Genomic DNA, 23,097 nt, shown 5'->3' with positions numbered 1-23,097 from the left:
GCGACACGAGGGGTGACGACATCGAGTTCAGGATGGAACGCAATCAGCCGTTTGCTGGCTTGCCCGCATTAATCGCCAGTTGGGCAGCGAAAGCCCGCTTGTATGCGGGCCGCGCTTCACCGCGGGCGACATAGGCAGCCAGCTTCGGGAATTCGTCCAGAATGCCCGACAGTCTCAGCCTGAGCAGCACCGACACCATCATCAGGTCGCCCGCGCTGAACGCGCCATCGAGCCACTCGGCATCGCCCAGGCGAGTAGAAAGTTGGCCCAGCCGCTGGCGAATGCGATCTGCGACCAGGGGCATGCGCTCTTTGCTCCAAGGCTTGTCGCCTTCCTGAAACTTGGCGGTGACGAGTTCGAGAATCGTCGGCTCCACCGAGTTGAGCGCGGCGAACATCCACATGATCGCCCGCGCCCGAGCATGGGCATCGTGCGGCAACAAACCCGCATGGCGCTCGGCGATATGGAAAACGATGCCGCCTGTTTCGAACAGGACGAGATCGCCTTCCTCATAGGTCGGAATCTGGCCGAAAGGATGAAGGGCCACATGCGCGGGCTCTTTCATTGCAGCGAACGAAACCAGGCGAACCTCGTAGGGTTGCTCCGCTTCTTCAAGCGCCCAGCGAACGCGCGTATCGCGCGCCAGTCCCTTGCCGCCATCGGGCGACCGTTCAAAGGCAGTAATGATGATGCTCATCGTGAAACTCCTCTTGGCGGAAATCATCGGCAGCGGCTGGCAAGCCGTCAAGGCAAACTCCCCAGGATTGAAGACGATACTTTTCCGTGTCCGGTTTGTCTGTCTGTAAGGTGCCAGAGAGGCTCATAAATGTCTCTCGCACCTTCATTCCTCAGATACAACCAGGGGGATGGGCGAATAGCACAGGCCGACTCTTTTCCTTCCTGATGGTGCCTCGGCGATCAATATGCCAATCCCAGGCATGGAAGGATTAGGCCTCAGTGGGCTGCGCATAATGACTGGGAGTTTGGCTCACGCCTCCGTGGCCGACGGCCAGCCGATTCGTGCGGCCCGTAGGAGGCTGGACTGAACAACCAATCGGTGGAACGGGGCGATGGCACGAATATAGAGACGACCTAAGAGGTTGTGGCAATGGACCACGGTCGAAAGAGTCAAGTAGCGTTTGCCTTCCGGCGACGGCTGATGGGTACAGAGGATAGAAAGCCTGAAGTCCAGGTGCTTGTCGTCTTCTCCAAAGACAACTTCAGTCGGACTTGTGCTGTAGATCTTGAAGATGCCGAGACGGCCTGTCCCGCTCGCTGCACCAAGTGACGCGAGTTGCTTGGCAGTCTTGAGGCCGAGCTTGCCGACGACGGCATCTCGGACCGTCATGAGGTTGCCCACCCACGGTGCTTGGTGGGAGAAGATGAACCTCGCCAACAGTTCGGGATTGGTAGACGCTTCCGTTGGAAGCTCGATCGAGTAGGCGTCTGCGAGATTCGTCGATTCGTAGGCTCTGGCAATTCCCGATTCTGTGGGAAGCAATACGGGCGTTGCGCGACGTTGTTGGTTTGACATGTTTGCGAGCCACTGGTTGGGTTCTGAGGTCTAACTACTTAATAGACGGACGTGCGCGTTCGGTTACGAGAATCACGCAGCTCCCTACTGTGCTGGCATGGCGCTGACGGCCTTGGGCGTGAAGTCGCGAAACCTGGCATGCGTAAGCAACATTTTCGGGTTGTCGAGCCCGACGATGATGCGCGCAACACAGTTTGTCGTAGTGCCTCCGCAGAATTCTTGGCAGGTTATGAGCAATGGGCTCATTTTTCTAAAAGCCTAATAGAGCTTAGCAAAGGGGAGCTACAAGAATTAGCATTTGAAGAGTTTGAATAATAGGAAGCAAAGGGTTGATAAATAGGTCCCCTGAACGAAGTGATGTCCAGGAGCATGAGGGGGCAACGTTGGGGTTCGCTTGCGCTCACCCCAACCTACTTAGTTCGGTGGTGGCGGGCGTTTCTTTCGTGTGCCCATCGCCCCCGATGCGGCCGCTTGCAGGATACGGCGGAAGGTGGGGCACTCCATGTGGCTTGGCGCGGGGCAGGCGGCGGCATGGCGCAGGCCGTCGCGCATGGTGCTCATTTTGCGGATGGTGTTGTCTAACTCATCCGCCTTGGTGGCGAGCATCAGCCGGTCGACGCGCACTGGCCCATTCGGTACCAACATAAGCACGATCTCGTCCAACGAGAAGCCGGCGGCGCGGCCCAAGGCGATCAGCGCCAGCCGCTCAAGTACGCCCGGATCGAACAGGCGGCGTAAGCCCCGCCTGCCGACTGAGGCGATCAGCCCCTTCGTCTCATAGAACCGCAATGTCGAAGCAGGAAGATCGGAGCGTTGAGCTACCTCTGCTATGTCCAGGTATTTCACCCTCTTGACCTCAAGTCGACTTGAATTGGCACACTGCCGATTCCGCTTATTGAAAGCAAGAAGGAGCATGAAATGAATATCACCCAGCAGGTCGATGGTGAGCAGGCAATGCTTTGGAACGGCTCGGCTGGACGCGCCTGGGTCGAGTCGCAGGCGGTACTCGATCAGATGTTCAAACCATTCGAGGATCTGCTCGCCGAAGCCGTTAACGTCCGATCAGTTCTGCGTGTACTCGACGTCGGCTGCGGCACGGGTAGCACCATGCTTACTGTCGCACGCTTACTTGGCGCGAAAGGCCGCTGCATCGGCATCGACATTTCCGCGCCGATGCTGGCCGCCGCTCAGGCGCAGGCAGAGCGAGAGGGGGCGCCGGCAAGTTTTATCTGTGCCGATGCGCAGATACATGCCTTCGAGCCCGCGAGTTTTGACACCATCATTTCGCGCTTTGGCGTGATGTTCTTCGACGATTCCGTTCGGGCGTTCGCGAACTTGCGCTGTGCCGCAAAGAGCGGCGCCGAGCTCCGCTTCATCGCTTGGCGGAGCGCTGAGGAAAATCCATTTATGACAACGGCCGAGCGTGCTGCGGCCCCGCTTCTGCCGAACATGCCCACGCGCGCGCCGAACGCACCAGGGCAATTCGCCTTCGCGGACCAGCACCGGGTCCACCGCATTCTGGAGGAGAGCGGCTGGGCCGACATCGATATCCAGCCGATCGATGTCGCCTGCACGTTTCCCGAGCAGGAGCTGATCCGTTACCTGAGCCAGCTCGGCCCGCTCGGCCGGGTCCTTCATCAGGCAGACGAGCCGACGCGCACTGAGGTCATCGAAACGGTCCGCGCCGCTTTTGATCCCTATGTGGACGGGGCGGAAGTACGCTTTAACGCTGCCTGCTGGATGGTCGTCGCGCGAGCGCCGTGAGAGGCTGCGCTACGAATGCCACATCTGGTTAGGCGTGCCGTTGAAATGTTGATGGCGGGATACAAGTCATTACACGGCGCAGAAGAAAACACGCCTTGCTGCACCTAAAAAACGTAAGCGCCAACGGACGGAATCGTAAACAGCATTTGCTCGAAGATGAGCAAGTGACGCTGCGCGCTATCCGATGAGGTGCGCAACAGTTTCAAATACTGAGCAGCATCGGTTTCGCTTTTGACTCGCTTAGTGCGTTTTTAGATGCAGTGCGGATAAAGAGAATACAAGCATGGTAAATACCTCCCGTCGCAGCGCCTTCAAGATGTTAATGGCTGGCATGGCTTCAGCGCCGTTCTCCATGGGCTCGGTCGCGGTTGCTCAGTGCGCACAGGGCAGGGCGCCTCTGCGCAAGTGGGGCGGCGGAATCGAGGGGCAGCGGAAAGCCGATCTAGGAAATGGAACCTATCTCAATCCGATCATTGCCGGGGATCATCCAGATCCCACCATTCTTAAGGATGGTGGCGACTACTACATGACGTTTTCGTCCTTTTATTCCTATCCTGGCGTGGTCATCTGGCATTCCACTGACTTGGTGAATTGGGTGCCGTTGGGACCGGCTCTTTCCAAGCCGCTTGGCGCTGTCTGGGCGATGGATCTATGCAAGCACGGGGATCGGTATTTCATCTATATGCCTGCCAATCCAGGCGGCAACGGATGGTCGATCTATGTGATCTGGGCCGATCGCATGGAAGGCCCATGGAGCGACCCGATCGATTTGAACATCGGTAACAGCATTGATCCCGGCCACGTCGTGGGGGAGGACGGCAAGCGCTATCTGTTCGTCAATGGCATTCGCAAAATACGTCTTACTGATGACGGCCTCGCCACCGATGGCACCCTGGAGCCGGCCTATAGCCCCTGGAAGTATCCCGACGATTGGGTCGTGGAGAACTTTGCCCCGGAAGGGCCGAAGCTTCTGCGTCACGGGGAATGGTTTTATTTGATGATGGCCGTCGGCGGCACAGCGGGCCCGCCGACGGGGCATATGGTTATCGCAGCCCGCTCGAAATCCATCCATGGCCCGTGGGAGCATTGTCCGCATAATCCGTTGGTACGCACGACGAGCGCTGATGAGCCCTGGTGGTCTCGTGGGCATGCTTCGCTGGTGGAAGGCCCGGCAGGCGATTGGTGGATGGTCTATCACGGCTACGAAAACGGCTTCAGAACACTCGGGCGCCAGACTCTTCTAGAGCCCATGGAGTGGACCGACGATGGCTGGCTGAGAGCCAAGGGCGGTGATCTTTCCAAGCCATTGCCTAAGCCTAAAGGAGGTAAGCGCGGGCCATCGGGCGTTGCTTGGTCGGATAACTTCACGACCAACAAGTTGGGTACTCAGTGGTGCTTCCACGATCCCGCACCGGACGAGATTCGGCGGGCTGTATATGAGACCAAGGGGCTACGCATAGTGGCGAAAGGGCGTTCGCCATCAGACAGCACGCCGCTGACTTGTTCCGTTGGCGATCGCGCGTATGTCGTGGAGGTCACCATGGACCTCATCGGCAACGCCGAAGGTGGCTTGCTGCTTTTCTACAGTCAAAAGGCATTCGTCGGCATTGGCTTTACGCCCGATGAAGTGAAGACCTTCGAGTATGCGGAAGAACAACCCTGGATGCGGCTGGCGCTGCCGACGTCCAGCGTGCGGATAAGGCTGACGAACGACAACAACATCATTACTTTTCACTACTCGCACGACGGCGGCAGAACATGGACTTTGCACGGGCTCCGCATGGAAGTCTCCGGCATTCATCACAACGTATTCGGAGGGTTTCTAAGCCTTAAGGTGGGTATCTACAGCGCGAACAAAGGAAGCATCCTGGTGAGGGACTTCGTATATCGCGCTTTCGATAGCGGCTGACCGGCTCGCGCTTATCTGGTCCGGCATGGCAATGGCGTGCCGGCTCGGTTTGCTTGAGGCGCATTCCTGCGTAGGAATGCGCCCTTCCGATGCGATAGCTGGATCAGCGCACGCCGCCGCCGGCGAACAGTTGCTCACCGGTGAGCCAGTACGAGTCGTCCGAGGCCAGGAACACGGCGATCGACGCGATATCGTTCGGCTGGCCAATGCGGCCCAGCGGCGTTTGCGCGATGGTGCCGGCTTCTAAATCCGAGCCGATGACACCGGCCGTGTGGGTACCTTCGGTTTCGATCATGCCAGGGTTCAATGCGTTGACGCGGATCTTGCGTGGGCCCAGTTCGCGCGACAGCACGCCGGTAATCGCATCCACGGCGCCTTTGGTGGCCGTGTACACCGAACTGCCCGGCGGCACGATGCGGGTGACCACGGATCCGATATTGATGATGCTGGCCCCTTCGCCCAGGTGCTTGGCCGCCGCCTGGGTCGTTAGCAGCAAGCCGAGAACGTTGATGTTGAAATGCCTGTGGAAGTGGTCTTCGGTGATGTCCTCAAGGGGCGCGAACTCGTAGACGCCCGAGTTGTTGACCAGGATATCCAGTTGACCGAACTGCTTGACCGCCGCATCGACGATAGCTTGCGCGTCGGCTGCCTTGGAGACGTCGCCCTGCACGGCCACGGCCTTGCCGCCGGCTGCGCCGATCTGGGCAACGACAGCGTCGGCGCCGGCCTTGCTGGACGCGTAATTGACGACCACTGATGCGCCTTCGGCGGCCAGCGACTTAGCGATGGCGGCACCAATGCCTTTGGACGCGCCGGTAACGATAGCGACTTTGCCTTTGAGCTTGCTCATGACATTTCCTGATGGTGTGGTTGTGGAGCGAATGGTTACTTCAATAGTTCGCAACATATGAACTATGGAACTAATTGTCAAGGGCTGGTAAAGTAAAAGCCATGAGGCCCCTGATACATCCGTCGATCGAAGACATCACCGTGGAAGGCATCCTCCACGCTCTGTCCGATCCTGTGCGCGCCGCGATCTACGCCGAGCTGGCCGGCTCGGACTACGGCCATACCTGCTCGAACTTTCTGCAGATCAGCGACCGCGCCATTCCCAAATCCACCCTGTCGCAGCATTTCAGGGTGCTGCGAGAAGCAGGGCTGATCCGCAGCGAACGGCAAGGCGTAGAGATGAACAACACCTCGCGCTGCGCAGAGATCGAGCAACGTTTTCCGAGCTTGATCGCTGCCGTAATGAATGCGCACCGCGTGCAGTTCGCCGACCGTGCCCGTGCAGCGAAGCGAAAGCAGTCCGCTCGAAAGACGACAGCCGGCTAATTGCTTACGATGGCGGACATTGCGATGTTGAGGCTCGATTGCGCTCAACCCAACGAATGCATGCATCAAGCGATACGTAGCTCTGCATCGCCTCATCACAGCGTCGTCGCAGAACGTAGGTTGGGCTGAACGAAGTGATGCCCAACGTGGCGCAACGTTGGGGTTCGCTTGCGCTCACCCCAACCTACGTTGCACGCGTGCGTGGTCGGATGCGCTTTGGGCCATATCGATCATATTGGCGATGGCAGCGTTTGGTTATGTGCTGTCTCGGATACTTACGCACCATGGTGTGGCGGCTAATATGCTCGACCAGACGGGCTTGGCGTTCAACACCCGGATGGGTCCAGGGATACATTGCCATCGCGCGAACTCGCCGCGTGGACACTTGCGCCGAATCACCACTTCTACAGCGACCGATATGCATCTGCGTTATTTGAAGACTTTCCTGGCCGTTGCTTCGAGCTTGAGCTTCACCCGCGCGGCCGAGCAGGTTCACTTGGCGCAGTCGAGCGTGACGGAGCAGATTCAGGCGCTGGAGGCCGATCTGGGGGCTGCGCTGTTTGATCGAACGCAGCGTCGGCTTCGTCTTACCGAGGCAGGCAAACGCCTGCGCAAATATGCCCATGAGCTGCTGGCGCTCGCCGATGAGGCGCGTGCTTCCATCGCGGACATCGCAGGCGACGTCTCGGGGATGCTTGTCGTGGGTGGCTTGGAAACCATTTGTGCCGCGAAGCTTCCGTCGCTACTGGCGGCGTTCAAAAAGACGCATCCGGCAATGGGCCTCCAACTCAAGGTAGCGAACAGTGCCGAGTTGCGCGGCGAGATAGGCCGTGGGTCGATGGATGTAGGTTTCGGTTTTGGCGAACCACCGAGCGGCGCAGATCTACAAGGAGACATTGTCGGTTATGAGGATCTCGTCGTTATCGCACCGCCGGCGCATCGTCTAAGAAGCCAGGCCTCCGTAACGACCGCCGATTTGGCAACCGAGTCGTTCCTGCTAACCGGTCCGGGCTGTGTCTACCGCACGATGTTCGAGCAGACATTTCCCGCCGATGGGGCGCATCGTCCATGCGTCGTGGGTGAGTTCGACAGCCTCTCGGCCATTCGATCCCTGGTGGCAAGCGGTGTGGGTTGTGCCATGGTGCCGCGTGCCGTCGTGGCTATCGGCGGCTTCGATGCGCTCTGCCTGCCTTGGGCCGAAGGTACGAACGCCGTGCCCATTTCCATGTTTTGGCACCGGCGACGCCAGCCGTCGCCGGTACTTGAGTTGTTTCTCGATGCGGCCCGAAAGGGCCTTTGAAGGCTCACGCTAAACGGTGCCCTCCGTCCACATGCAATACGGTTCCGGTGACGAATTCGTTGTGCATCAGAAAGCGAATGGCATCGGCGATATCGCTTGGCTGGCCGATACGCCCCACCGGCAATCGCCGCGCCATGGCGTCCAGGGTTTCGGTTTTCTGATCGCCGGCGACGAAATCCCAGAGCGGTGAATCCACCCAGCCGGGGGAGACCGCATTAACGCGGATGGGGCCCAGTTCTACTGCAAGCGCATAGGCCAGCGATTCGAGGGCGCCATTGATGGCCGCTACCACGGAGCCACGAGCGGCAGGGCGATAAGCGGCGATTCCCGAGGTGAAGGTGATCGATCCTTTGGGCGACAGTTTCGGCGCGCCGTATTTGGCCAAGAGCAGCGGGCCGATGAACTTGGAGTCCACGACTTTGCGCGCGGCCTGTATTTCCAAGTCAGGTAACAGCTTATAGGCGCCCTCGATATCGGCCGCGGTGGTGACGATATGATCCACAGATACGAACGAGTCGAAAATTCGAGCGACCTGGTCCTCCTGCGTGATGTCCGCCGCGAACGTCGTCAGGCGTTCGGGATTCCCCAGCGCTTGCCTTGCCGCCGCCAGCCGTGCTTCGGAGCGGCCGACGATAATCACCTCGTCGCCGTCGCCGAGCAATGTCCTGGCCAACGCCAACCCCATGCCGGAACTTCCGCCGACGATTACTACACGCTCAATGACTGCGCCTTCACCTTGCACCTGCGTACTCAAACTCATGACATCTCCGCTGTGTCGATTGCTCCAGGACAGGAGCCGGGCGACTTTCTCATGAGCGAAAAAATCTGGGAAACGGGAAATTCCGATGAGCGGCATCGGAAGATCCGATGCTGTCGAGAATGCATCGGAGCATCCCTAGACCTTTCCAGTTCCCATATTATTATCGTGATCGCACGAAACCAGACCAGCATTCGAGGCACGAAGAGCCAATGAATCCGTCACAACGTATTGACCAGTTGATCGCAGAAACCGCCGACTGGCGCGGGAAAAAGCTCGCCAGCATCCGCAAGATCATCCTTGCGGCCGACCCGGAGATCATCGAGGAATGGAAGTGGATGGGGAGTCCGGTATGGTCTCGCGATGGAATCATCGTGGTCGGCAACGCCCACAAAAATAAGGTGAAGCTTACCTTTTCCCACGGGGCGAGCCTCCCGGATCCCGACAAGATCTTCAATGCGGGTTTCGGCGGCAAGGTGTGGCGAGCGATCGATGTTTCCGAGGGCGACGAGATTAATGAGCGTGCTCTAAAAAATCTCATCCGTGCCGCTGTTGAATACAATCAGGTCAAGTTGAAAAAGAAAGCGGCCGCGGGTGCTGCGGCGAAAGTAGCCAAAAGTAAAAAGGCCTGAAGCCATAGCTTTTCTCGTGACGCACCCCGGTGCGGGTATGCCGCAAGATGTCATTGACGATTCTTCTCTATATGGTCGCAAGAATCGGATGTCGCTCTCTCCCGTCATTTGCGATCTTGGTTTGGCAAGCCAAGATCAGGCAAATATGGGGATACAGAAGTGGCACAGCTATCAAATAAAGTAGCCATCATCACCGGCGCAAGCTCGGGGATTGGATACGCAGCAGCAAAGCTTTTCGCCAGCGAGGGCGCACGAGTCGTGGTGACGGCCCGTCGCCATGCCGAACTGGAGGCTCTCGTTGCCGAGATCGAAAGTCGCGGTGGCGAAGCGGTTGCGGTTGTGGGGGATGTGCGAGATGAGCAACTTGCCCGTACCTTGGTGCAGACCGCAGTCAGCCGGTTTGGTGGCCTCGATATCGCTTTCAACAACGTCGGTTCGACCGGCGAGTCCGCGCCGGTCCCCGACATTTCACTGGACGGATGGCGTGAAACGCTCGACATCAATCTGACGAGTGCATTTCTTGGCGCAAAATATCAAATTCCCGCGATGGAAGATCGAGGCGGCGGCTCGATCATCTTTACGTCCACCTTTGTCGGCTACACCGTGGGATTTCCCGGCATGGGTGCCTATGCGGCCAGCAAGGCGGGATTGATCGGTCTCACTCAAGTGATCGCAGCGGAGTTCGGGGCGAAAGGCATCCGCGCCAATGCTCTCTTGCCTGGCGGCACCGATACGCCCATGGGGCGCACCGTTACCAATACACCCGAGTCACTGGCCTTCGTCGAAAGTCTCCATGCCATGAAGCGTCTCGCACGACCCGAAGAAATCGCACGGTCGGCTCTCTATCTTGCTTCCGACGCGTCGAGTTTCACCACCGGATCGGCACTGGTGGTTGATGGTGGAGTATCCATCAGCCGCACGTAGGCACTGGGTCAATCTCGCTAGTAGGGCGCCTCTCTTCTTTATGCGGCCTGGCGCCCAACTATGGCATCGAGGGTGGTTCTAAGAGAGCAGGGGGGAAGAGTCATTCAAAAATACAGTGACTCTTCTCCCCCTTTGTTTCACGTTGTCTACTGAACGGTCAGAGTTACATCGTCAAGCACAAACGAGGTCTGCTTTGAACTGTTCTCAGTACCAGTGAACTTGATAACGACCGTCTTGCCGATATAGGCACTGAGATCGGCGGTGTGTTGGGTATAGCCCGCTGCCGCATTGACGTTTGAATAGGTAGCCAGTGTCGTCAGTACGCTGCCCGAAGTACTCAACACCTGCACTTTCAACGTGTCGGCAGCGGTTTGACTGGTCTCTGCGGTGTCGATGTGCAGGTAATAAGACAGTGTCGCGGAGGTCTTGCCGCTGGGAATGACGACTTGCTGCGACAGCGTATCGGTATGCGTGCTGCCGTAGCCGTCCAGCCACGCAAACCACGATCCCGTATGCGGGGATTCGCTGCTGTCGTTGCTGACGACGCCGCTGGTCGCGGTCCATGGTGTCGCCGTGCCTGTTTCAAAGCCGGTGTTGCCAAGCAGTTGCGTGGAGCCGCCGCTGCTGGCGACTGTGACCGACTGGCTTTTTGTATTGCTGGCGCCGTTGTTGTCAGTCACCGTCAACGAGACGTTGAACGTGCCGGCCGCAGCGTAGGTATGACTTGGGCTGGCGGTGGTGGCGCTGGCGCCGTCGCCGAAGTTCCAGCTATATGCCGTAATGGTGCCGCCGCTGTCGGTAGAGCTATTGGTGAAGTTGGCCGTTAGCTGATTGGTGGCGAATGAGAATCCGGCCACCGGCCCGGTCGGCGGTGGATTGCCGCTCTTCACATTACACGTGCCGGTAAAGTGGTCGGTGAACATATTGCCGTCGGAGGGTACGAAATCGCCGGTATAGCCGGTGGACGTCAAGGTCAGTTTGAGCACGCCATGCGTACCGTCGTCGCTGGCTTCGACATTCGGATCGGTGGTGGTGAAGCTGTAGAAGGCGCGGCCTCCGGTGCCGACCAGGATTTCTCGCATGCCATCGGTCGCGGCCTGCTGATTTGCATTTAATTTGGCATAGCGCTGGTAGTTGTGATCGTGGCCGTTCAATACGAGATCGGCCTTGGCCGCATATAGCGCATCCCAGATCGGCTGCGTCGTACTGTAGCCACCGGAGTAGTTGCCGATACTCATCAGCGGGTGATGAAAATACGCCGCGGTACAGGGTTTGGTATTGGCCGCCAGATCACCCTTCAACCAAGTGATCTGCGCGTTGGCGACGGCGTTGCCGGACATGGTGTTGAGCGCAATAAAGTGCCAGTCACCCACGTCCCAACTGTAGTAGCCCTTGCTGCGGTCGCCCGCCGGGCCGGTTTGCACGCCGACGCCGTTGAAATAGTCGAAGTAGCCACTGGCGCCGCTGGTGTTGTAGTCGTGGTTACCCGGTGCCGGGCTCGTCAGGTTTTTGAAGCGGCCCCACTTCGGGTCGTAATTGGTCTGGTATTCCGACAGCGTGCCGCTCTCATAAACCGAGTCGCCTGCGGTGAATACGGCGGTCGGACTGATGCTGACGATCAAATCCGAGGTGCCCTGGCAAACGGTGCCGCTGCTGTCGCAGATGTCGCCCGCGCCGGCGACCACGACGGACGTGGCATCCAGAGCCTGGCTGCTGTACTGGTAACTTTCGAGTTTGAAGTCACTCGCTGGGTTGCCGAACGATGGCTGGATGTCCACGCACGCGCCGCGCAGCGCACGCGTGTTGAACGCGCGGTTATTCCACTGGTTGCCTTCGAAGGTGACACGATCGCCCTCCGAACTGACCAGCGTGAGCGAGTCGTAAGGGCTCAACTGCAGTTGCTTGAAGCCGAGCCGCATCCATCGCGCATTGGGCTGGCAGATACGATTGAGCGACGATGCCAGAATAAGTGAATTGGCATTCACATTGTTCTGGATCGGCTTGGTCGTTACGCCGTTCTCCGGCAGTTGCACGGTGCGTTGCGCGGCTTGCGCAACCGATGCGGTAGCCATGGCGGCGATAAGCATCAGCGGCACCGCTACTTCATAGCGTCTTGAGAGCTTCGTTTTCAAGTCGATTTCTCCAGGGTGGGGAACTGAGACGGTCTTTAGATGTAGTGAATTCGGTCCACGAACCGGCCTGCGTTAGAAACAAATCCGCAACAAAAAGTCGATTTCGGTATAGACACTTGCTGTTCGAACGAACTCTTCTAAAGAGCAGAAGATAATCAGCGCTGAAACTGGTCGTTACTTCACGATGGTGTCACGGCAATACTCTAGATCGCGTGTACAAACCGTATCGTCATATGCGTAGTGAGACATGGTCGTTATTTGCAACAGACTCGTCACAAGCCGCCATATTCTTGTTGCAGTGACGCTGTATATTTCGACGTCCTACCTCGCATTCGGGTCATCGCTCAGACATGGTCGATCCACAGCGCCGCCGCATGCTGAGCTGGCTTTCGTGTGGCGCGGCTGGCTTGGTGGCGGTGCCCTTGCTGGTTCGGTATGGACGACAACCGCAGGCAGGCTCGGGTGTTGTCGCGGGGCCGTCACCAGCCAGCGCCTCGACGGTGCCGGCTCATCCAGCCGCTCATCTGCAGCACGAGCCAGGCGGGCAAGCGTTGCGGATACCGGGGCGCGACGGTCTGATGGCGGAGCAATCGCTGTCGAAGGCCCTGCACCTGGTTGCCCGAGTCGATTCGTTTGCACTTTTTCCCGGCGAGCCGACGGCATTGTGGTGTTACGCCGGGGAGGTCGATGGCCGTACTTTGGCCAATCCTGTATTGCGTGCAGTCCACGGCGAGACCATCGACGTCACCCTCGACAATCGCTTGCAAGAAGCCACGACGATCCATTGGCATGGCCTGTCGTTAGACGAAGCCAGCGACGGCAGCGGTCTGCATCCCGTTGCCGTCGGCACGGGTGCGCGCTATCGCTTTCGCATACGCAACCGCGCTGGGCTCTATTGGTATCACGCGCATCCGCACTCGCGCACCGGCATGCAAGTGCAACACGGTTTGGCCGGCGTGCTGCTGGTCGACGACGAAGAAGAACTTGCGCTGCGCGAAAGTCTGGGACTTCGCTGGGGCGAGCGCGATATTCCGTTGATGATTGCCGATAAGCAGATCGACCAGAACAATGCCATTGCCTACAAGCTCGATGCCGACGACTGGATCGGCAATCGCGTACTCGTCAATTGGACGCCCGAACCTTATCTTGATGTCGTGCCCGGCTGGTATCGTTTCCGCATGGCTAATGTCGCCAATGCGCGCATGTTTCGCCCGGCCTTCATCTACGACGGCCAGCCGTTGCCGATGCAGTTGATCGGCACCGATGGTGGGCTTCTGGCGCAGTCGTGGCCTATCGACGACTTCTTTCTAGGGCCCGCGCAACGCGTCGATATTCTGCTCGACTTCAGCGCCCTGGTACCTGGCGCTCGCGTCACGCTGTGCAGTCTTGAGTACGTCGCGATGGAAAACGATAACGACGACACAGTCACTTTTCAGCCGGATCCGATGGCGGATCACCCCGGCGCGGAGCCCATGGGAAACCGGCTCGACATGATGGAGCTGCGTGTCGTGCCCCCAGTCCAGCCGATTCAGAAGACCCATGTTCCACAGCAGTTGGCCAGGCTCGATCCAACCCCCGACACCACGGGGTGGCCAGTGCGTCATTTTCGCCTGCGCACGGACCAGGACGGCCGTTGGTTCATCAACGACTGGAACTTCCACATCAATGGCCACGAGTCAGTGTTTGCAGTAAAGCGCGGCACGCGCGAGGTGTGGGAGATTCGCAACTACATGACCAGCATGCCGCACCCGATTCACTTGCATGGATTCCAGTTTCGAGTGGTCTCGCGCAGCATCAGCCCGCCGGACATCCGCGCTCGCATGGTGACGGCCGAAGGCCTGGGGCCACAGGACCTGGGCGTCGCTGACACCGTGGTGATATGGCCGGGCGAGATCGTGCGTATCGCCATCGACTTCGCCCAGCCGTTCACGGGGACTCAACGCTACATGTTTCATTGCCACAATTTGGAGCATGAAGACAAGGGCATGATGGTGATGTTCGCTGTTACCGATTGACCTGTATGAGCGGACTGGCGTGTGCTTGTCCTCATTTGTTTGTCCATGTTTATTCGTCCACGTTGCCGTCACTTTTTCTTCACCCGCATTCGCGACAGTTGCGAGTGTTCGCCCCGGAGCTGACCTCATGAGACCTGTTGCGCCTGTAAATCTTCTTACATCGTTTCTTGCCTTGGCCCTTTTGGCGTCCTGCAGCGCCGATAAATCGGCGCCGCCCGTTCAGTCGGCTGCCGTCGGTGCCCACATCGCCGGACTCGATACCGAGCGGAAACAGGTGAGTTACATGGTTGGCCTGGACCTCGCCAAGAACATGGCGCCGATCAAGGACGAAGTCGACATCGACACCGTCATGCAAGCGATGCGCAGCGCACAAGCCGGCGAAAAATCGTTGCTCAGTGAGGCGCAGGCCGGTGCGGTGCGCCAGCGTTTCGTAGAGCATCTACGTCTCAAGCGCGAGGCAGAGCAGAAGGCACTTGCCGCGAAGAATTTACAAGCCGGCGCGGCTTTTCTCGCGGATCATGCCGGGCAAGCGGGCATCGTCACCACCGCGTCAGGTCTGCAATACCAGGTGTTGCGCGATGCCAAGGGCGGCAAACCCAAGGCAACCGATACCGTGCGAGTGAACTACATCGGCACTTTTCTAAACGGTGCGGAGTTCGATAACACTTATAAGACCAGCCATGCCGCGTCGCTGGTTCTTAACCAGATTGTGCCCGGCATAGCCGAAGGGTTGGCCTTAATGCCGGTCGGCAGCAAGTATAAATTCTGGATACCGGCCAAGTTAGCCTACGGTGAGCAAGGTGTGCGGAATGCGATCGAGCCGAATGCGGCCTTGATTTACGAGATCGAGCTGGTCGAAATCGCCGGAGTGCCGAGCAATCAGCCGGAACAGCGGGGCGCGCGCGACTGAGCGAAGACATAGTGCGAAGTATCCCCATTCAATCCAGGGCAGGCATCGTTGCGAGCATCCTCACCATGGTCGCTCAGCTTCGACCATCCTGGCCTCTGATGCGGGGTGCTTTGATCTGATGGTGCCCGGTGGCGAGGGCTTGCCGTCCAGGCGCACGTAAGGCACTCCGCGGTCGCCAGTACTAAAAAGATAGCTGGCGAGGGCGCTTGCATTAGATATCATTTTGATATCTAATTGCGTCGTCTAGTGGAGGATGGGCCATGAACGAACGGAACGGTTTTTCGATTGCCGGCATTCCATTTATCGCTTTCTGCTTCTTGTTGGCGCTGAGTGGTGTCGGCCTGTATCTCTATGTCGGTATAGGTGGGGCGCCGCAGTGGGTCAGCCTATTCGGTGTTCTTATCCACGTACTCACGGCGTGGTCGCTCAAGGGTTTCTTTCAGGTGGCTCCTAATCAGGGGCAGGTCTTGCAACTGTTCGGCAAGTACGCCGGTACCGTGCGTGTAGAGGGTTTGCGTTGGACCAACCCGTTCTGCACCAGGCTGCGCATTTCTTTGCGTGTACGCAATTTTGAAAGCGGCAAGTTGAAGGTCAACGATAGCGATGGCAATCCCATCGAGATCGCAGCCGTGGTGGTCTGGCAAGTTGTCGATACCGCCGAGGCCACGTTCTGTGTCGATAACTACGAAGATTTCGTGCATATCCAGACTGAGTCGGCACTGCGCCAAATGGCGCAGAGTTACCCATACGATGCACACGATGATGGAAAGCCTTCGCTGCGTAGTCACGGTGAGGAAATCAATAATCACCTGCGCGACGAAATCCAGGCTCGGCTCGGCAAGGCGGGTGTGCAGGTTGCCGAGGCCCGTATCAGCCATCTCGCCTATGCGCAGGAGATTGCGCAGGCCATGCTGCAACGCCAACAGGCCGGCGCCATCATCGCCGCGCGTGGGCGCATTGTCGAAGGCGCGGTGGGCATGGTCGCCATGGCGCTGGACAAACTGCGCAGTCAAGGTGTCGTCGATCTGGACGAAGAGCGCAAAGCGGCGATGGTCAGCAATCTGCTCGTTGTATTGTGCGGCGAGCGCGGTACGCAGCCGGTCATCAATACCGGCACGCTGCATAACTGAAGGCGACATGTCGACCGATAAAAAAGCATACCCATTGCGAATCAGCGCCAGCGTTCTCGAAGCGATGCAGCGCTGGTCCGACGATGAGTTGCGCAGCGTCAATGCGCAGATTGAATACGTATTGCGTCAAGCACTACACAAAAATGGTCGGCTCAAGCCGACCAAGTCCAAGCCCGTCGCCGACGATGACCATTGATTCAAGTGGTAGTGCGGGCATCGTCGCCTGATCGATCGGCTTAGCCGTACCTACGAAGCGCATCTCTGCTTTTAGACCTAGCTTGGCAAGTGAAACAGAACCGTAGCGAATCATGCATTCGCTATCGCGTCGTTGACTTCAACTTATGGCGAAACGTCGGGAGAACTTTATGGCAAATGCCAAGTTGTGCATCACGCTGGCTGCGGCACTCATGACGCAATCGGTAATGAGTGCCGAGAAGAACATATCTACCCATGTCGCATCGGGCACCCTCGGTGGAACGTTGCTAACCACGGATAGCGACCACGGGCATTCGCCCCTGGTTCTGATTATTCCCGGATCCGGGCCGACCGACCGGGACGGCAATAACCGGTTAGGTGTTACCGGAGCCCCTTACCGCATGCTGGCGGCAGCTCTGGCGCAGCATGGAATTTCGTCGCTGAGAATCGACAAAAGAGGCCTGTTCGGTAGCGCGAACCAGGGTTTGGATCCCAACGACGCGACCATTGATGCGTATGCGGATGATATTCACGCATGGGTCAAGGAAATTCGCGCCACCACAGCCCATACCTGCGTCTGGGTACTTGGGCATAGCGAGGGTGGGCTCGTCGCCGGGGTGGCAGCGCGGAAGCCTGATGGCATCTGCGGTCTTATTCTCGTTTCCGCGGCAGGTCAAAACGGCGCGGATGTTATCAAGCGCCAGTTGCAGAGCAACCCCGCCAATGCGCCGCTGCTTCCCCGGGCGTTTTCGGCTATCGAGTCACTTCGCGCAGGGCACCGTGTCGATGTCTCTTCATTCCCCGCACCTCTGCAGTCGTTATTCAATCCTGCCGTGCAGAACTATTTAATCAATTGGTTTTCCTTCGATCCGGCGCAGGAGCTCAAGGGCTTCGCCGGCCCGATCATCGTCATCCAGGGCACGGACGACTTGCAGATCAACCTCGACGACGCCACCAGGCTTGCCTCGGCTCGCCCTGGTATCGCGCTCAAGACGATCCATGGAATGAATCACGTCTTGAAGTTGCCGGCGGCGGGTGTCGCGGCGAACTTGGCAAGCTATGCCGACCCATCCATGCCGCTGGCACCTGAGCTGGCCCCGGCAATCGCCGATTTTATTTTGAAGCATGGCGATAAGTGAGAGGTCTTGGGGTTGGTTGATTGCGCGCCTCGGAGACCAGCTCTGAGGCGCGCCCATACGCGCTCTACTTATGCTTCTTTTCCGCGAGCAGATATTTCTGCCAGAACAGCACCGAGGCGGCTTCGAAGTAGTTTCTGTTCTGCTTCTTGCCAAAGCCGTGGCCTTCGTCCTTGAACTCAAGAAACCACACGTCGTTGCCATTCGCACGCACCGCGCTGGCGATCTGCAAACCCTCTGTGGGCGGTACGCGCGGGTCGTTCGCGCCCACGGCAACGAATAGTGGCGCGCCGATGTTCTTTGCATTGGTCGTTGGCGCTATGCGCTCAAGAAATGCGCGCATTTTGGGATCGCGCTCGTCGCCGTATTCCGCCCGGCGCAGGTCGCGCCGATAGCCTTCGGTATGCTCCAGAAACGTGACGAAATTGCTTTGCCCGACCAGTTCGATGCCGGCCCGCAAGCGCTGGCTGTAGTGGGTTAGCGTGGACATCACCATAAAGCCGCCATAGGAGCCGCCGTCTACGCCAACGCGCGAGGCGTCGAGTTCGGGCCGCGTCGCGATCCAGTCGAGTAAGGCGCCGATGTCTTTAACGGCATCCTCCCGCTTGAAGCCGTTGTCGAGTCCTAGATAGGTTTTTCCGTAACCGGTCGAGCCGCGCACGTTCGGCATGATGACGGCCACGCCTAGTTCATTCACCCAAAACGCCATTTGGGCGTTGAACAATGGCCGCGCCTGGTCCTCCGGGCCGCCGTGGATATGAATGATGACCGGGAAAGGCCCTTTGCCTTGAGGCCGATAATAGAAGGCCGGAATACGACGCGGCTGGCCTGCTGCCTGGTCGAAGGTCGGATAGTGTTCGAGCGAGGGCTCGACAAAGCGGCGGGCATCGAGACCGCCGACCTCGCTTGACGTCCAGCGCACCAGCGCCGGGTTGGTCAGATCGATGGCATAAGCGTCGCCGGGCGTTATGGCGGACATGAAGGTGAAGCCCAGCCGCTTGCTATCGGCACTGAACGCCATCGAGTCGACTTGTCCGCTTTGCAGCGCCGGTAACGCGACTTCGCGGCCCGACTTGAGCTCGATCAAATGCAAGACATCGATGCCGTCCTGGTTGGCTGCGAACGCGAGATATTGACCATTCTTCGATAACGTAAAGCTCTCGATGTCCCACGGGATATTCGCGGTAAGGCTGCGCATCGCGCCTGTTGCTACGTCGCGATAGTGCAACTCGGCAAATTCGCCGGTTTCGTTCGATATGTAGTAAATGCCCTTGCCGTCACGCGAAAACTTCATCTCGTTGTAGGCTGTTTTATGTCCGGCATCGCCGAGTGCGGTCATCGCGCCGCTGGCGATATCCACCGCGTAGGGGTACGACTCTTCATCCGAAAGATAGTGGCGCACCAGCAGGCGGGCGTCGTCCGGCGACCAGTCCAGTACATCCCAGGTGCCTTTGCGCTCCACCACGGCCTTGCTGGGTTTGCCATCCAGTCCGACGATATGCACATCGCTATCGTTGCCGTTGCGTCGCGTCGTATCGAATGCAACGCGATCGCCGTGATTGGACCAGATCGGGCCCTCGTTGCGCGACATGCCGTCGGTAAGCAACTGTATCGCCCGCGTATCCAGATCGAAGTAATAAATCTGGAAGAATTCCGCTCCGCCGGTGTCTTTGACAAACGCGAAGCCGTTGCGCGATGGGTTGACGGTCACGCTGCCGACCGGATCGCTGTAGAAGGTTAACTGCTGACGCGCTCCGCCTGGATGGTCAACCCAATGCGCCTGGTAGGTGTCGCCAAAACGGGTGGAAATAATCGCGCCCTGGCCATTGGCGAGCCAACCGTCGAAATCCGCCCGGCGGATGCCCTGATATCGCAATAACCGATCGCCCAGCTCACCGGGGATCTCGGGAATGCCTTCGGTAATGCGATTGCCCTTTTCGACACGCTGAGGGCTCGATTGAGCGTGAACCGCATAGGGCGCGCACCAGGACAGCAGTGCCGCAACAAGCAACGCGTATTTCATGGCATGCCTCACTGTGAAGGAGATACACGGCGATGAAGCAACTAGAACGGCGCTTTCGTAGGATCGACTAGAATTAACTTACTTTGAAAGTATCTTGATGTAAAGATACTTATTGTTGACATAAATCGATCGAGGGGCCGAACACATGCCGAAAAGCTCAACCCCGCCGGGCAAGGACCGCGTCGACCAGTTGTTGCGCGATTGGCAGCGCGAACGCCCGGATCTGAATGTCACGGCCATGGCTGTGGTCGGCCGCATCCTCAATCTGGGGCGCGCCTTGGAGGCCAGGGCCAACGACTCCCTCAAGACGATAGGGATTCATTACACCGATCTCGATGTACTGGCGACCCTGCGGCGGTCAGGAAAACCTTATCGGCTCACGCCCACGGTTTTGCGGCAGTCGGTGTTGATTACCTCCGGCGCCATGACCGCCTGCCTCAACCGCCTGGAAAAAACCGGCCTGGTCACGCGCAACCCCGAAGACAGTGATCGCCGTTCCCTCACGGCAACGCTGACCCCGAAAGGGATTGCATTGATCGATCGCGCCGTCGTCGTGCGATTCGCCGAGGCAACCCAGGCCGTTGCCGAGCTAACTCGTGCCGAACAAGTGGAGCTGGCCAAGTTGCTGCGGAAACTTGGTATGTCGCTGAGCTGACATGTTGGCGATATCAAAACCACCCCGGAACCGCGCGCGACGACGACATCGCGCGCAATCCCGACATGTTGGATAGCTACAGAAAGGGCGTCATACGCCCTTAGATCTTAAGCGACACCGGCTTTGTCCCCAGCGGTGTGTATCCGTCATCAAAGAAATACCAAACGTCGTATCGACCCGATGGCAATGGTGTTTTACCCGAGGTGGATAGCATCACCGATCCCACACCACGTGGCGCGTAGACCCACTGCAGCAAGTTCGCCCTGGTCGGGGCGGCCCCTGCGGGAAACACGCCGAGCCAGTTCTTCGGCCGGTGATGCCAGGGCGGAACGGCATAGTCGAACCGTAGCGTGTCGGCATGGCCGTGAATCGAGAACGACGCGCCGAACATTCGGTTATTTCCGATCGCCGGGTCCGTCGTCGGGCTGCGCAGCCGGTGCTGGACGCAGCCGGCAAGACGCCTGAAATAGACCGCATCGCCAGCCAGCCGGACACTGGCGTCATACCAGCCAGAGCAGCCCCGCCATTCGATGGTTCGCTCGCGCCCTGCCTCTACCCGAATCTGCAGAGGATCGTTCTCGTAGTACGCGTTGTCGGTTACCTGAAAGACGCAGTCGTTCAAGCTGGCCCGATTGTCCAGTTTGATAAGGATATTGCCGCGCAAAGCATGATGGGACGTGGTCACTTCGGGTGCCTGCCCAGACTGCAGCATCGCCTTTACGTCGCCGCGGAATTCACGCAAGAAGCCGTTGGGACCGTACACGGCCCAATCGTATAGGTCGTCATCCCCGATAGCAGCCGGTGCCGCCAGCAACGATTCGCCCGCCGCGACCATGTAGTGGTACGGCTCTTGCGCGCTGGACATCGGATTGCAATAGGCGATCAGGGCGACGCCGACGGTTCCGGTGTTGGCGAAGGCAAGCGCAAGGCTATCCGTATCGACCTGGATACCAGCGGAAAATGCATAGCCTAAGCGGCATGCCGGTCGCGCCAGTGGCGTTTGTATCGGAAACACCTGCGGATCGGGCACTGCGGCATGGGCCGTGCCGTTCTTGAACGTCGTGGTGGTGTTGATCGGCTTGGCGGGCATGCGCCGGAAATCAAACGCCTCGGTCAGGTCGCCGCAGACCGATCTGCGCCAGTCCGAAATGGCCGTGCACTGAGTGCGGCCTTCGGTGCCGAGACCTTTAGCGACCGACCACTGCTCCAGAAATTGCAGCACCGAGGTGTGATCGCTAAGTTGTGAGTACACCTTTCCGCCTGCGGTCCATGGGGAAATAATCAACATGGGCACACGCGGTCCCAGCCCGACCGGGATCGACCCGTTATTTTCCGCCGCACCGGCGTCGGCCAGGGTCATCTCCCCGTAGTGTGCGGTGATGGGGGGAATCGGCGGCGGCACATGATCGAAATAGCCGTCGTTCTCGTCGTACATCAACATGAAAACTGTTTTCTGGAAAACGTCTGGATGGTCGTTGACCAAGACATTGAGCAGTCGGGCGGTGAAGGATTCGCCGTCGCCCGGCGAGGAGCTCGGGTGTTCGCAGAATTGAGCCGGAGCCACGATCCATGAAACACGTGGAAGCCCGGATTTCACCGTGCCAAGGTCAGGATTGTCCGGCTCCATGCCGGCGGCGACGTCTTTGGCGAATTCGGCAATGATGGCGTCGCCGGTCTTGCCCGAGGCGGCTGCGAATACGCGGCCTCTTTGATACAGCGACTGGAAATAGGGATCGCTGGACTTGTCGATCGAGGCGCCGCTGTTGTCGATCCGAAAATTCTTGAAATACTGAAGATAGTTGTCGCCGTAGTTGTCGTACTCCTGGTAGACCTTCCAGGTGATGCGGTTATCCGTCAATGTCTCAGGATAGGTCTTCCAGTCGGCAATGCCGGCCGCGACGGCGGCACTCCTGGCTTGCGGGCTCTGCCCATACATGGCCGGCGTGATGCCGGTGTTGATATCGCACTGAATATCCGAAACGTAGCCGCAACTGCCGTAGTTGTCCGGGAAATTCATCGGTGGCGGGACGGTGCCCGACCAGAAGCAGAACCGATTGGGGTCGGTCGCCGAAAAAATCGAGCAATGGTAGGCGTCGCAAACGGTGAAGGCGTTCGCCAGTTGGTAGTAGAACGGCAAGTCATCGGAGTTCAGGCAGCCCATCGATTGTCGACTCTTCAACGGGACCCAGGTGTCCCAATTGCGCCACGTATCCTGGGACGCCTTCCAGCTATGGTCCAGGTCCGACATGTATTGGAACTGCACATTGCCGGGCTGATTGAGCCGGAACGGCAACACATAATTGGCCGATTGAGCGCCCCGGTCGGTGTTGTACCAGCCGGCCGGCTGGGTCCAATCGGCATGCGGCACATGCGCGCTGAATCCTCGTGAGCCCGGATTCAAGCCCTCCGGTTGATACCACACGTAGTTTCCGCTCGGCATCGGCACCGGCCGGGGATCGCCGTAGCCACGGACACCGGGAAGCATGCCGAAATAGTGGTCAAACGAGCGGTTTTCCTGCATGAAAATGATGACGTGCTCGACATCCGCGAGGCTGGGATTGCCGGTGGGATTGTGCGGCTCGATCGCCAGCGCCTTTTCGATAAGGCCAGGCCACACCGATAGGGCCGCTATGCCTCCCGCCGATCCTGCTGTCATCTTCAGGAAGCGCCGGCGCTTGATATCGTCGATCTCGCTCATGTTGTTTTCCGCGTGGCTGGCTGACGGGGCTGTCAATTCGTCAGTTCA

The 23,097-nt window shown here is 58.7% G+C and carries 21 protein-coding genes; 13 read left to right on the top strand and 8 right to left on the bottom strand.

The window, feature by feature from the left end; genetic code table 11:
* Positions 1-43 precede the first annotated feature (43 nt).
* Positions 44-697: a glutathione S-transferase family protein gene (locus tag DVJ77_RS19335; RefSeq protein WP_114847173.1), complete on the bottom strand. Its 654-nt coding sequence runs from the start codon at positions 695-697 to the stop codon at positions 44-46.
* A 291-nt stretch (positions 698-988) separates the two neighbouring features.
* Positions 989-1,534: a DUF2867 domain-containing protein gene (locus DVJ77_RS19330; protein ID WP_114847172.1), complete on the bottom strand. Its 546-nt coding sequence runs from the start codon at positions 1,532-1,534 to the stop codon at positions 989-991.
* A gap of 138 nt (positions 1,535-1,672) precedes the next feature.
* On the opposite strand from DVJ77_RS19330, the gene DVJ77_RS21230 reads away from it, so the two are divergent.
* Entirely contained in the window at positions 1,673-1,849 is a 177-nt protein-coding gene (locus DVJ77_RS21230) for a hypothetical protein (protein WP_162791590.1), read from the top strand.
* A 99-nt stretch (positions 1,850-1,948) separates the two neighbouring features.
* On the opposite strand, the gene DVJ77_RS19325 is transcribed toward DVJ77_RS21230, so the two are convergent.
* Positions 1,949-2,380, bottom strand: coding sequence for a helix-turn-helix domain-containing protein (locus DVJ77_RS19325; protein ID WP_114847234.1), 432 nt, complete (start codon positions 2,378-2,380; stop codon positions 1,949-1,951).
* 72 nt (positions 2,381-2,452) lie between these two features.
* On the opposite strand from DVJ77_RS19325, the gene DVJ77_RS19320 reads away from it, so the two are divergent.
* Both DVJ77_RS19320 and DVJ77_RS19315 read left to right on the top strand, forming a co-directional pair.
* Positions 2,453-3,298 carry a class I SAM-dependent methyltransferase gene (locus DVJ77_RS19320; protein ID WP_114847171.1) on the top strand — a complete coding sequence of 282 codons (846 nt, stop codon included), beginning with the start codon at positions 2,453-2,455 and terminating at the stop codon, positions 3,296-3,298.
* A gap of 283 nt (positions 3,299-3,581) precedes the next feature.
* Positions 3,582-5,207: a family 43 glycosylhydrolase gene (locus tag DVJ77_RS19315; RefSeq protein WP_114847170.1), complete on the top strand. Its 1,626-nt coding sequence runs from the start codon at positions 3,582-3,584 to the stop codon at positions 5,205-5,207.
* 103 nt (positions 5,208-5,310) lie between these two features.
* On the opposite strand, the gene DVJ77_RS19310 is transcribed toward DVJ77_RS19315, so the two are convergent.
* The gene (locus DVJ77_RS19310; protein ID WP_114847169.1) at positions 5,311-6,057 is read right to left on the bottom strand and encodes a glucose 1-dehydrogenase; all 747 of its coding nucleotides are present in this window, start codon (positions 6,055-6,057) and stop codon (positions 5,311-5,313) included.
* Positions 6,058-6,158: 101 nt separating this feature from the next.
* On the opposite strand from DVJ77_RS19310, the gene DVJ77_RS19305 reads away from it, so the two are divergent.
* Together DVJ77_RS19305 and DVJ77_RS19300 are read left to right on the top strand one after the other, a co-directional pair.
* A complete protein-coding gene (locus tag DVJ77_RS19305; protein WP_114847168.1) occupies positions 6,159-6,542 on the top strand; it encodes an ArsR/SmtB family transcription factor in 384 nt (127 codons plus the stop codon).
* A 301-nt stretch (positions 6,543-6,843) separates the two neighbouring features.
* Positions 6,844-7,842, top strand: a complete 999-nt coding sequence (locus DVJ77_RS19300; RefSeq protein WP_162791589.1) for a LysR family transcriptional regulator — start codon at positions 6,844-6,846, stop codon at positions 7,840-7,842.
* A 4-nt stretch (positions 7,843-7,846) separates the two neighbouring features.
* Here DVJ77_RS19300 and DVJ77_RS19295 read toward each other — a convergent pair whose 3' ends face one another.
* Positions 7,847-8,698: an SDR family oxidoreductase gene (locus tag DVJ77_RS19295; RefSeq protein ID WP_225428100.1), complete on the bottom strand. Its 852-nt coding sequence runs from the start codon at positions 8,696-8,698 to the stop codon at positions 7,847-7,849.
* Positions 8,699-8,811: 113 nt separating this feature from the next.
* On the opposite strand from DVJ77_RS19295, the gene DVJ77_RS19290 reads away from it, so the two are divergent.
* A complete protein-coding gene (locus tag DVJ77_RS19290; protein ID WP_114847165.1) occupies positions 8,812-9,231 on the top strand; it encodes a DUF1801 domain-containing protein in 420 nt (139 codons plus the stop codon).
* Between the two features lie 159 nt (positions 9,232-9,390).
* Complete coding sequence (locus tag DVJ77_RS19285) at positions 9,391-10,155, top strand: SDR family oxidoreductase (RefSeq protein ID WP_114847164.1); 765 nt, start codon at positions 9,391-9,393, stop codon at positions 10,153-10,155.
* Positions 10,156-10,301: 146 nt separating this feature from the next.
* On the opposite strand, the gene DVJ77_RS21545 is transcribed toward DVJ77_RS19285, so the two are convergent.
* Positions 10,302-12,287: a PKD domain-containing protein gene (locus DVJ77_RS21545; RefSeq protein ID WP_225428099.1), complete on the bottom strand. Its 1,986-nt coding sequence runs from the start codon at positions 12,285-12,287 to the stop codon at positions 10,302-10,304.
* Between the two features lie 350 nt (positions 12,288-12,637).
* On the opposite strand from DVJ77_RS21545, the gene DVJ77_RS19275 reads away from it, so the two are divergent.
* From DVJ77_RS19275 to DVJ77_RS19255, 5 genes are all read left to right on the top strand, one after another.
* Positions 12,638-14,302: a multicopper oxidase family protein gene (locus tag DVJ77_RS19275; RefSeq protein ID WP_114847162.1), complete on the top strand. Its 1,665-nt coding sequence runs from the start codon at positions 12,638-12,640 to the stop codon at positions 14,300-14,302.
* A gap of 127 nt (positions 14,303-14,429) precedes the next feature.
* Positions 14,430-15,212, top strand: coding sequence for an FKBP-type peptidyl-prolyl cis-trans isomerase (locus DVJ77_RS19270; RefSeq protein ID WP_114847161.1), 783 nt, complete (start codon positions 14,430-14,432; stop codon positions 15,210-15,212).
* A 260-nt stretch (positions 15,213-15,472) separates the two neighbouring features.
* Positions 15,473-16,342 carry an SPFH domain-containing protein gene (locus DVJ77_RS19265; protein ID WP_114847160.1) on the top strand — a complete coding sequence of 290 codons (870 nt, stop codon included), beginning with the start codon at positions 15,473-15,475 and terminating at the stop codon, positions 16,340-16,342.
* A 7-nt stretch (positions 16,343-16,349) separates the two neighbouring features.
* On the top strand, positions 16,350-16,538 hold the full coding sequence (locus DVJ77_RS19260; protein ID WP_114847159.1) for a type II toxin-antitoxin system antitoxin: 189 nt from the start codon (positions 16,350-16,352) through the stop codon (positions 16,536-16,538).
* A 169-nt stretch (positions 16,539-16,707) separates the two neighbouring features.
* Positions 16,708-17,676 (top strand): alpha/beta hydrolase, encoded by a 969-nt coding sequence (locus DVJ77_RS19255; protein WP_114847158.1) that lies wholly within the window; start codon positions 16,708-16,710, stop codon positions 17,674-17,676.
* A 64-nt stretch (positions 17,677-17,740) separates the two neighbouring features.
* Here the strand turns inward: DVJ77_RS19255 and DVJ77_RS19250 are convergent, their stop codons facing one another.
* Positions 17,741-19,696 (bottom strand): S9 family peptidase, encoded by a 1,956-nt coding sequence (locus DVJ77_RS19250; RefSeq protein WP_114847157.1) that lies wholly within the window; start codon positions 19,694-19,696, stop codon positions 17,741-17,743.
* A 145-nt stretch (positions 19,697-19,841) separates the two neighbouring features.
* Between DVJ77_RS19250 and DVJ77_RS19245 the strand changes: the two genes are divergently transcribed.
* Positions 19,842-20,351 carry a MarR family winged helix-turn-helix transcriptional regulator gene (locus DVJ77_RS19245; protein WP_114847156.1) on the top strand — a complete coding sequence of 170 codons (510 nt, stop codon included), beginning with the start codon at positions 19,842-19,844 and terminating at the stop codon, positions 20,349-20,351.
* A gap of 100 nt (positions 20,352-20,451) precedes the next feature.
* On the opposite strand, the gene DVJ77_RS19240 is transcribed toward DVJ77_RS19245, so the two are convergent.
* A complete protein-coding gene (locus tag DVJ77_RS19240; protein ID WP_114847155.1) occupies positions 20,452-23,049 on the bottom strand; it encodes a phosphocholine-specific phospholipase C in 2,598 nt (865 codons plus the stop codon).
* Positions 23,050-23,097 lie beyond the last annotated feature (48 nt).

Source organism: Dyella tabacisoli, assembly GCF_003350925.1.
In the GTDB taxonomy this organism is placed as follows: domain Bacteria; phylum Pseudomonadota; class Gammaproteobacteria; order Xanthomonadales; family Rhodanobacteraceae; genus Dyella_C; species Dyella_C tabacisoli.
Note: the sequence above shows the minus strand (reverse complement) of the source record. Positions and strands in the feature narration are given on the sequence as shown.

Bases quoted from the DNA above. Each gene is read 5' to 3' on its own strand.
- DVJ77_RS19335 (WP_114847173.1), bottom strand. From the start codon at position 697: ATGAGCATCATCATTACTGCCTTTGAACGGTCGCCCGATGGCGGCAAG.
- DVJ77_RS19330 (WP_114847172.1), bottom strand. From the start codon at position 1,534: ATGTCAAACCAACAACGTCGCGCAACGCCCGTATTGCTTCCCACAGAA.
- DVJ77_RS21230 (WP_162791590.1), top strand. From the start codon at position 1,673: ATGCGTAAGCAACATTTTCGGGTTGTCGAGCCCGACGATGATGCGCGC.
- DVJ77_RS19320 (WP_114847171.1), top strand. From the start codon at position 2,453: ATGAATATCACCCAGCAGGTCGATGGTGAGCAGGCAATGCTTTGGAAC.
- DVJ77_RS19315 (WP_114847170.1), top strand. From the start codon at position 3,582: ATGGTAAATACCTCCCGTCGCAGCGCCTTCAAGATGTTAATGGCTGGC.
- DVJ77_RS19310 (WP_114847169.1), bottom strand. From the start codon at position 6,057: ATGAGCAAGCTCAAAGGCAAAGTCGCTATCGTTACCGGCGCGTCCAAA.
- DVJ77_RS19305 (WP_114847168.1), top strand. From the start codon at position 6,159: ATGAGGCCCCTGATACATCCGTCGATCGAAGACATCACCGTGGAAGGC.
- DVJ77_RS19300 (WP_162791589.1), top strand. From the start codon at position 6,844: ATGCTCGACCAGACGGGCTTGGCGTTCAACACCCGGATGGGTCCAGGG.
- DVJ77_RS19295 (WP_225428100.1), bottom strand. From the start codon at position 8,698: ATGCCGCTCATCGGAATTTCCCGTTTCCCAGATTTTTTCGCTCATGAG.
- DVJ77_RS19290 (WP_114847165.1), top strand. From the start codon at position 8,812: ATGAATCCGTCACAACGTATTGACCAGTTGATCGCAGAAACCGCCGAC.
- DVJ77_RS19275 (WP_114847162.1), top strand. From the start codon at position 12,638: ATGGTCGATCCACAGCGCCGCCGCATGCTGAGCTGGCTTTCGTGTGGC.
- DVJ77_RS19270 (WP_114847161.1), top strand. From the start codon at position 14,430: ATGAGACCTGTTGCGCCTGTAAATCTTCTTACATCGTTTCTTGCCTTG.
- DVJ77_RS19265 (WP_114847160.1), top strand. From the start codon at position 15,473: ATGAACGAACGGAACGGTTTTTCGATTGCCGGCATTCCATTTATCGCT.
- DVJ77_RS19260 (WP_114847159.1), top strand. From the start codon at position 16,350: ATGTCGACCGATAAAAAAGCATACCCATTGCGAATCAGCGCCAGCGTT.
- DVJ77_RS19255 (WP_114847158.1), top strand. From the start codon at position 16,708: ATGGCAAATGCCAAGTTGTGCATCACGCTGGCTGCGGCACTCATGACG.
- DVJ77_RS19250 (WP_114847157.1), bottom strand. From the start codon at position 19,696: ATGAAATACGCGTTGCTTGTTGCGGCACTGCTGTCCTGGTGCGCGCCC.
- DVJ77_RS19245 (WP_114847156.1), top strand. From the start codon at position 19,842: ATGCCGAAAAGCTCAACCCCGCCGGGCAAGGACCGCGTCGACCAGTTG.
- DVJ77_RS19240 (WP_114847155.1), bottom strand. From the start codon at position 23,049: ATGAGCGAGATCGACGATATCAAGCGCCGGCGCTTCCTGAAGATGACA.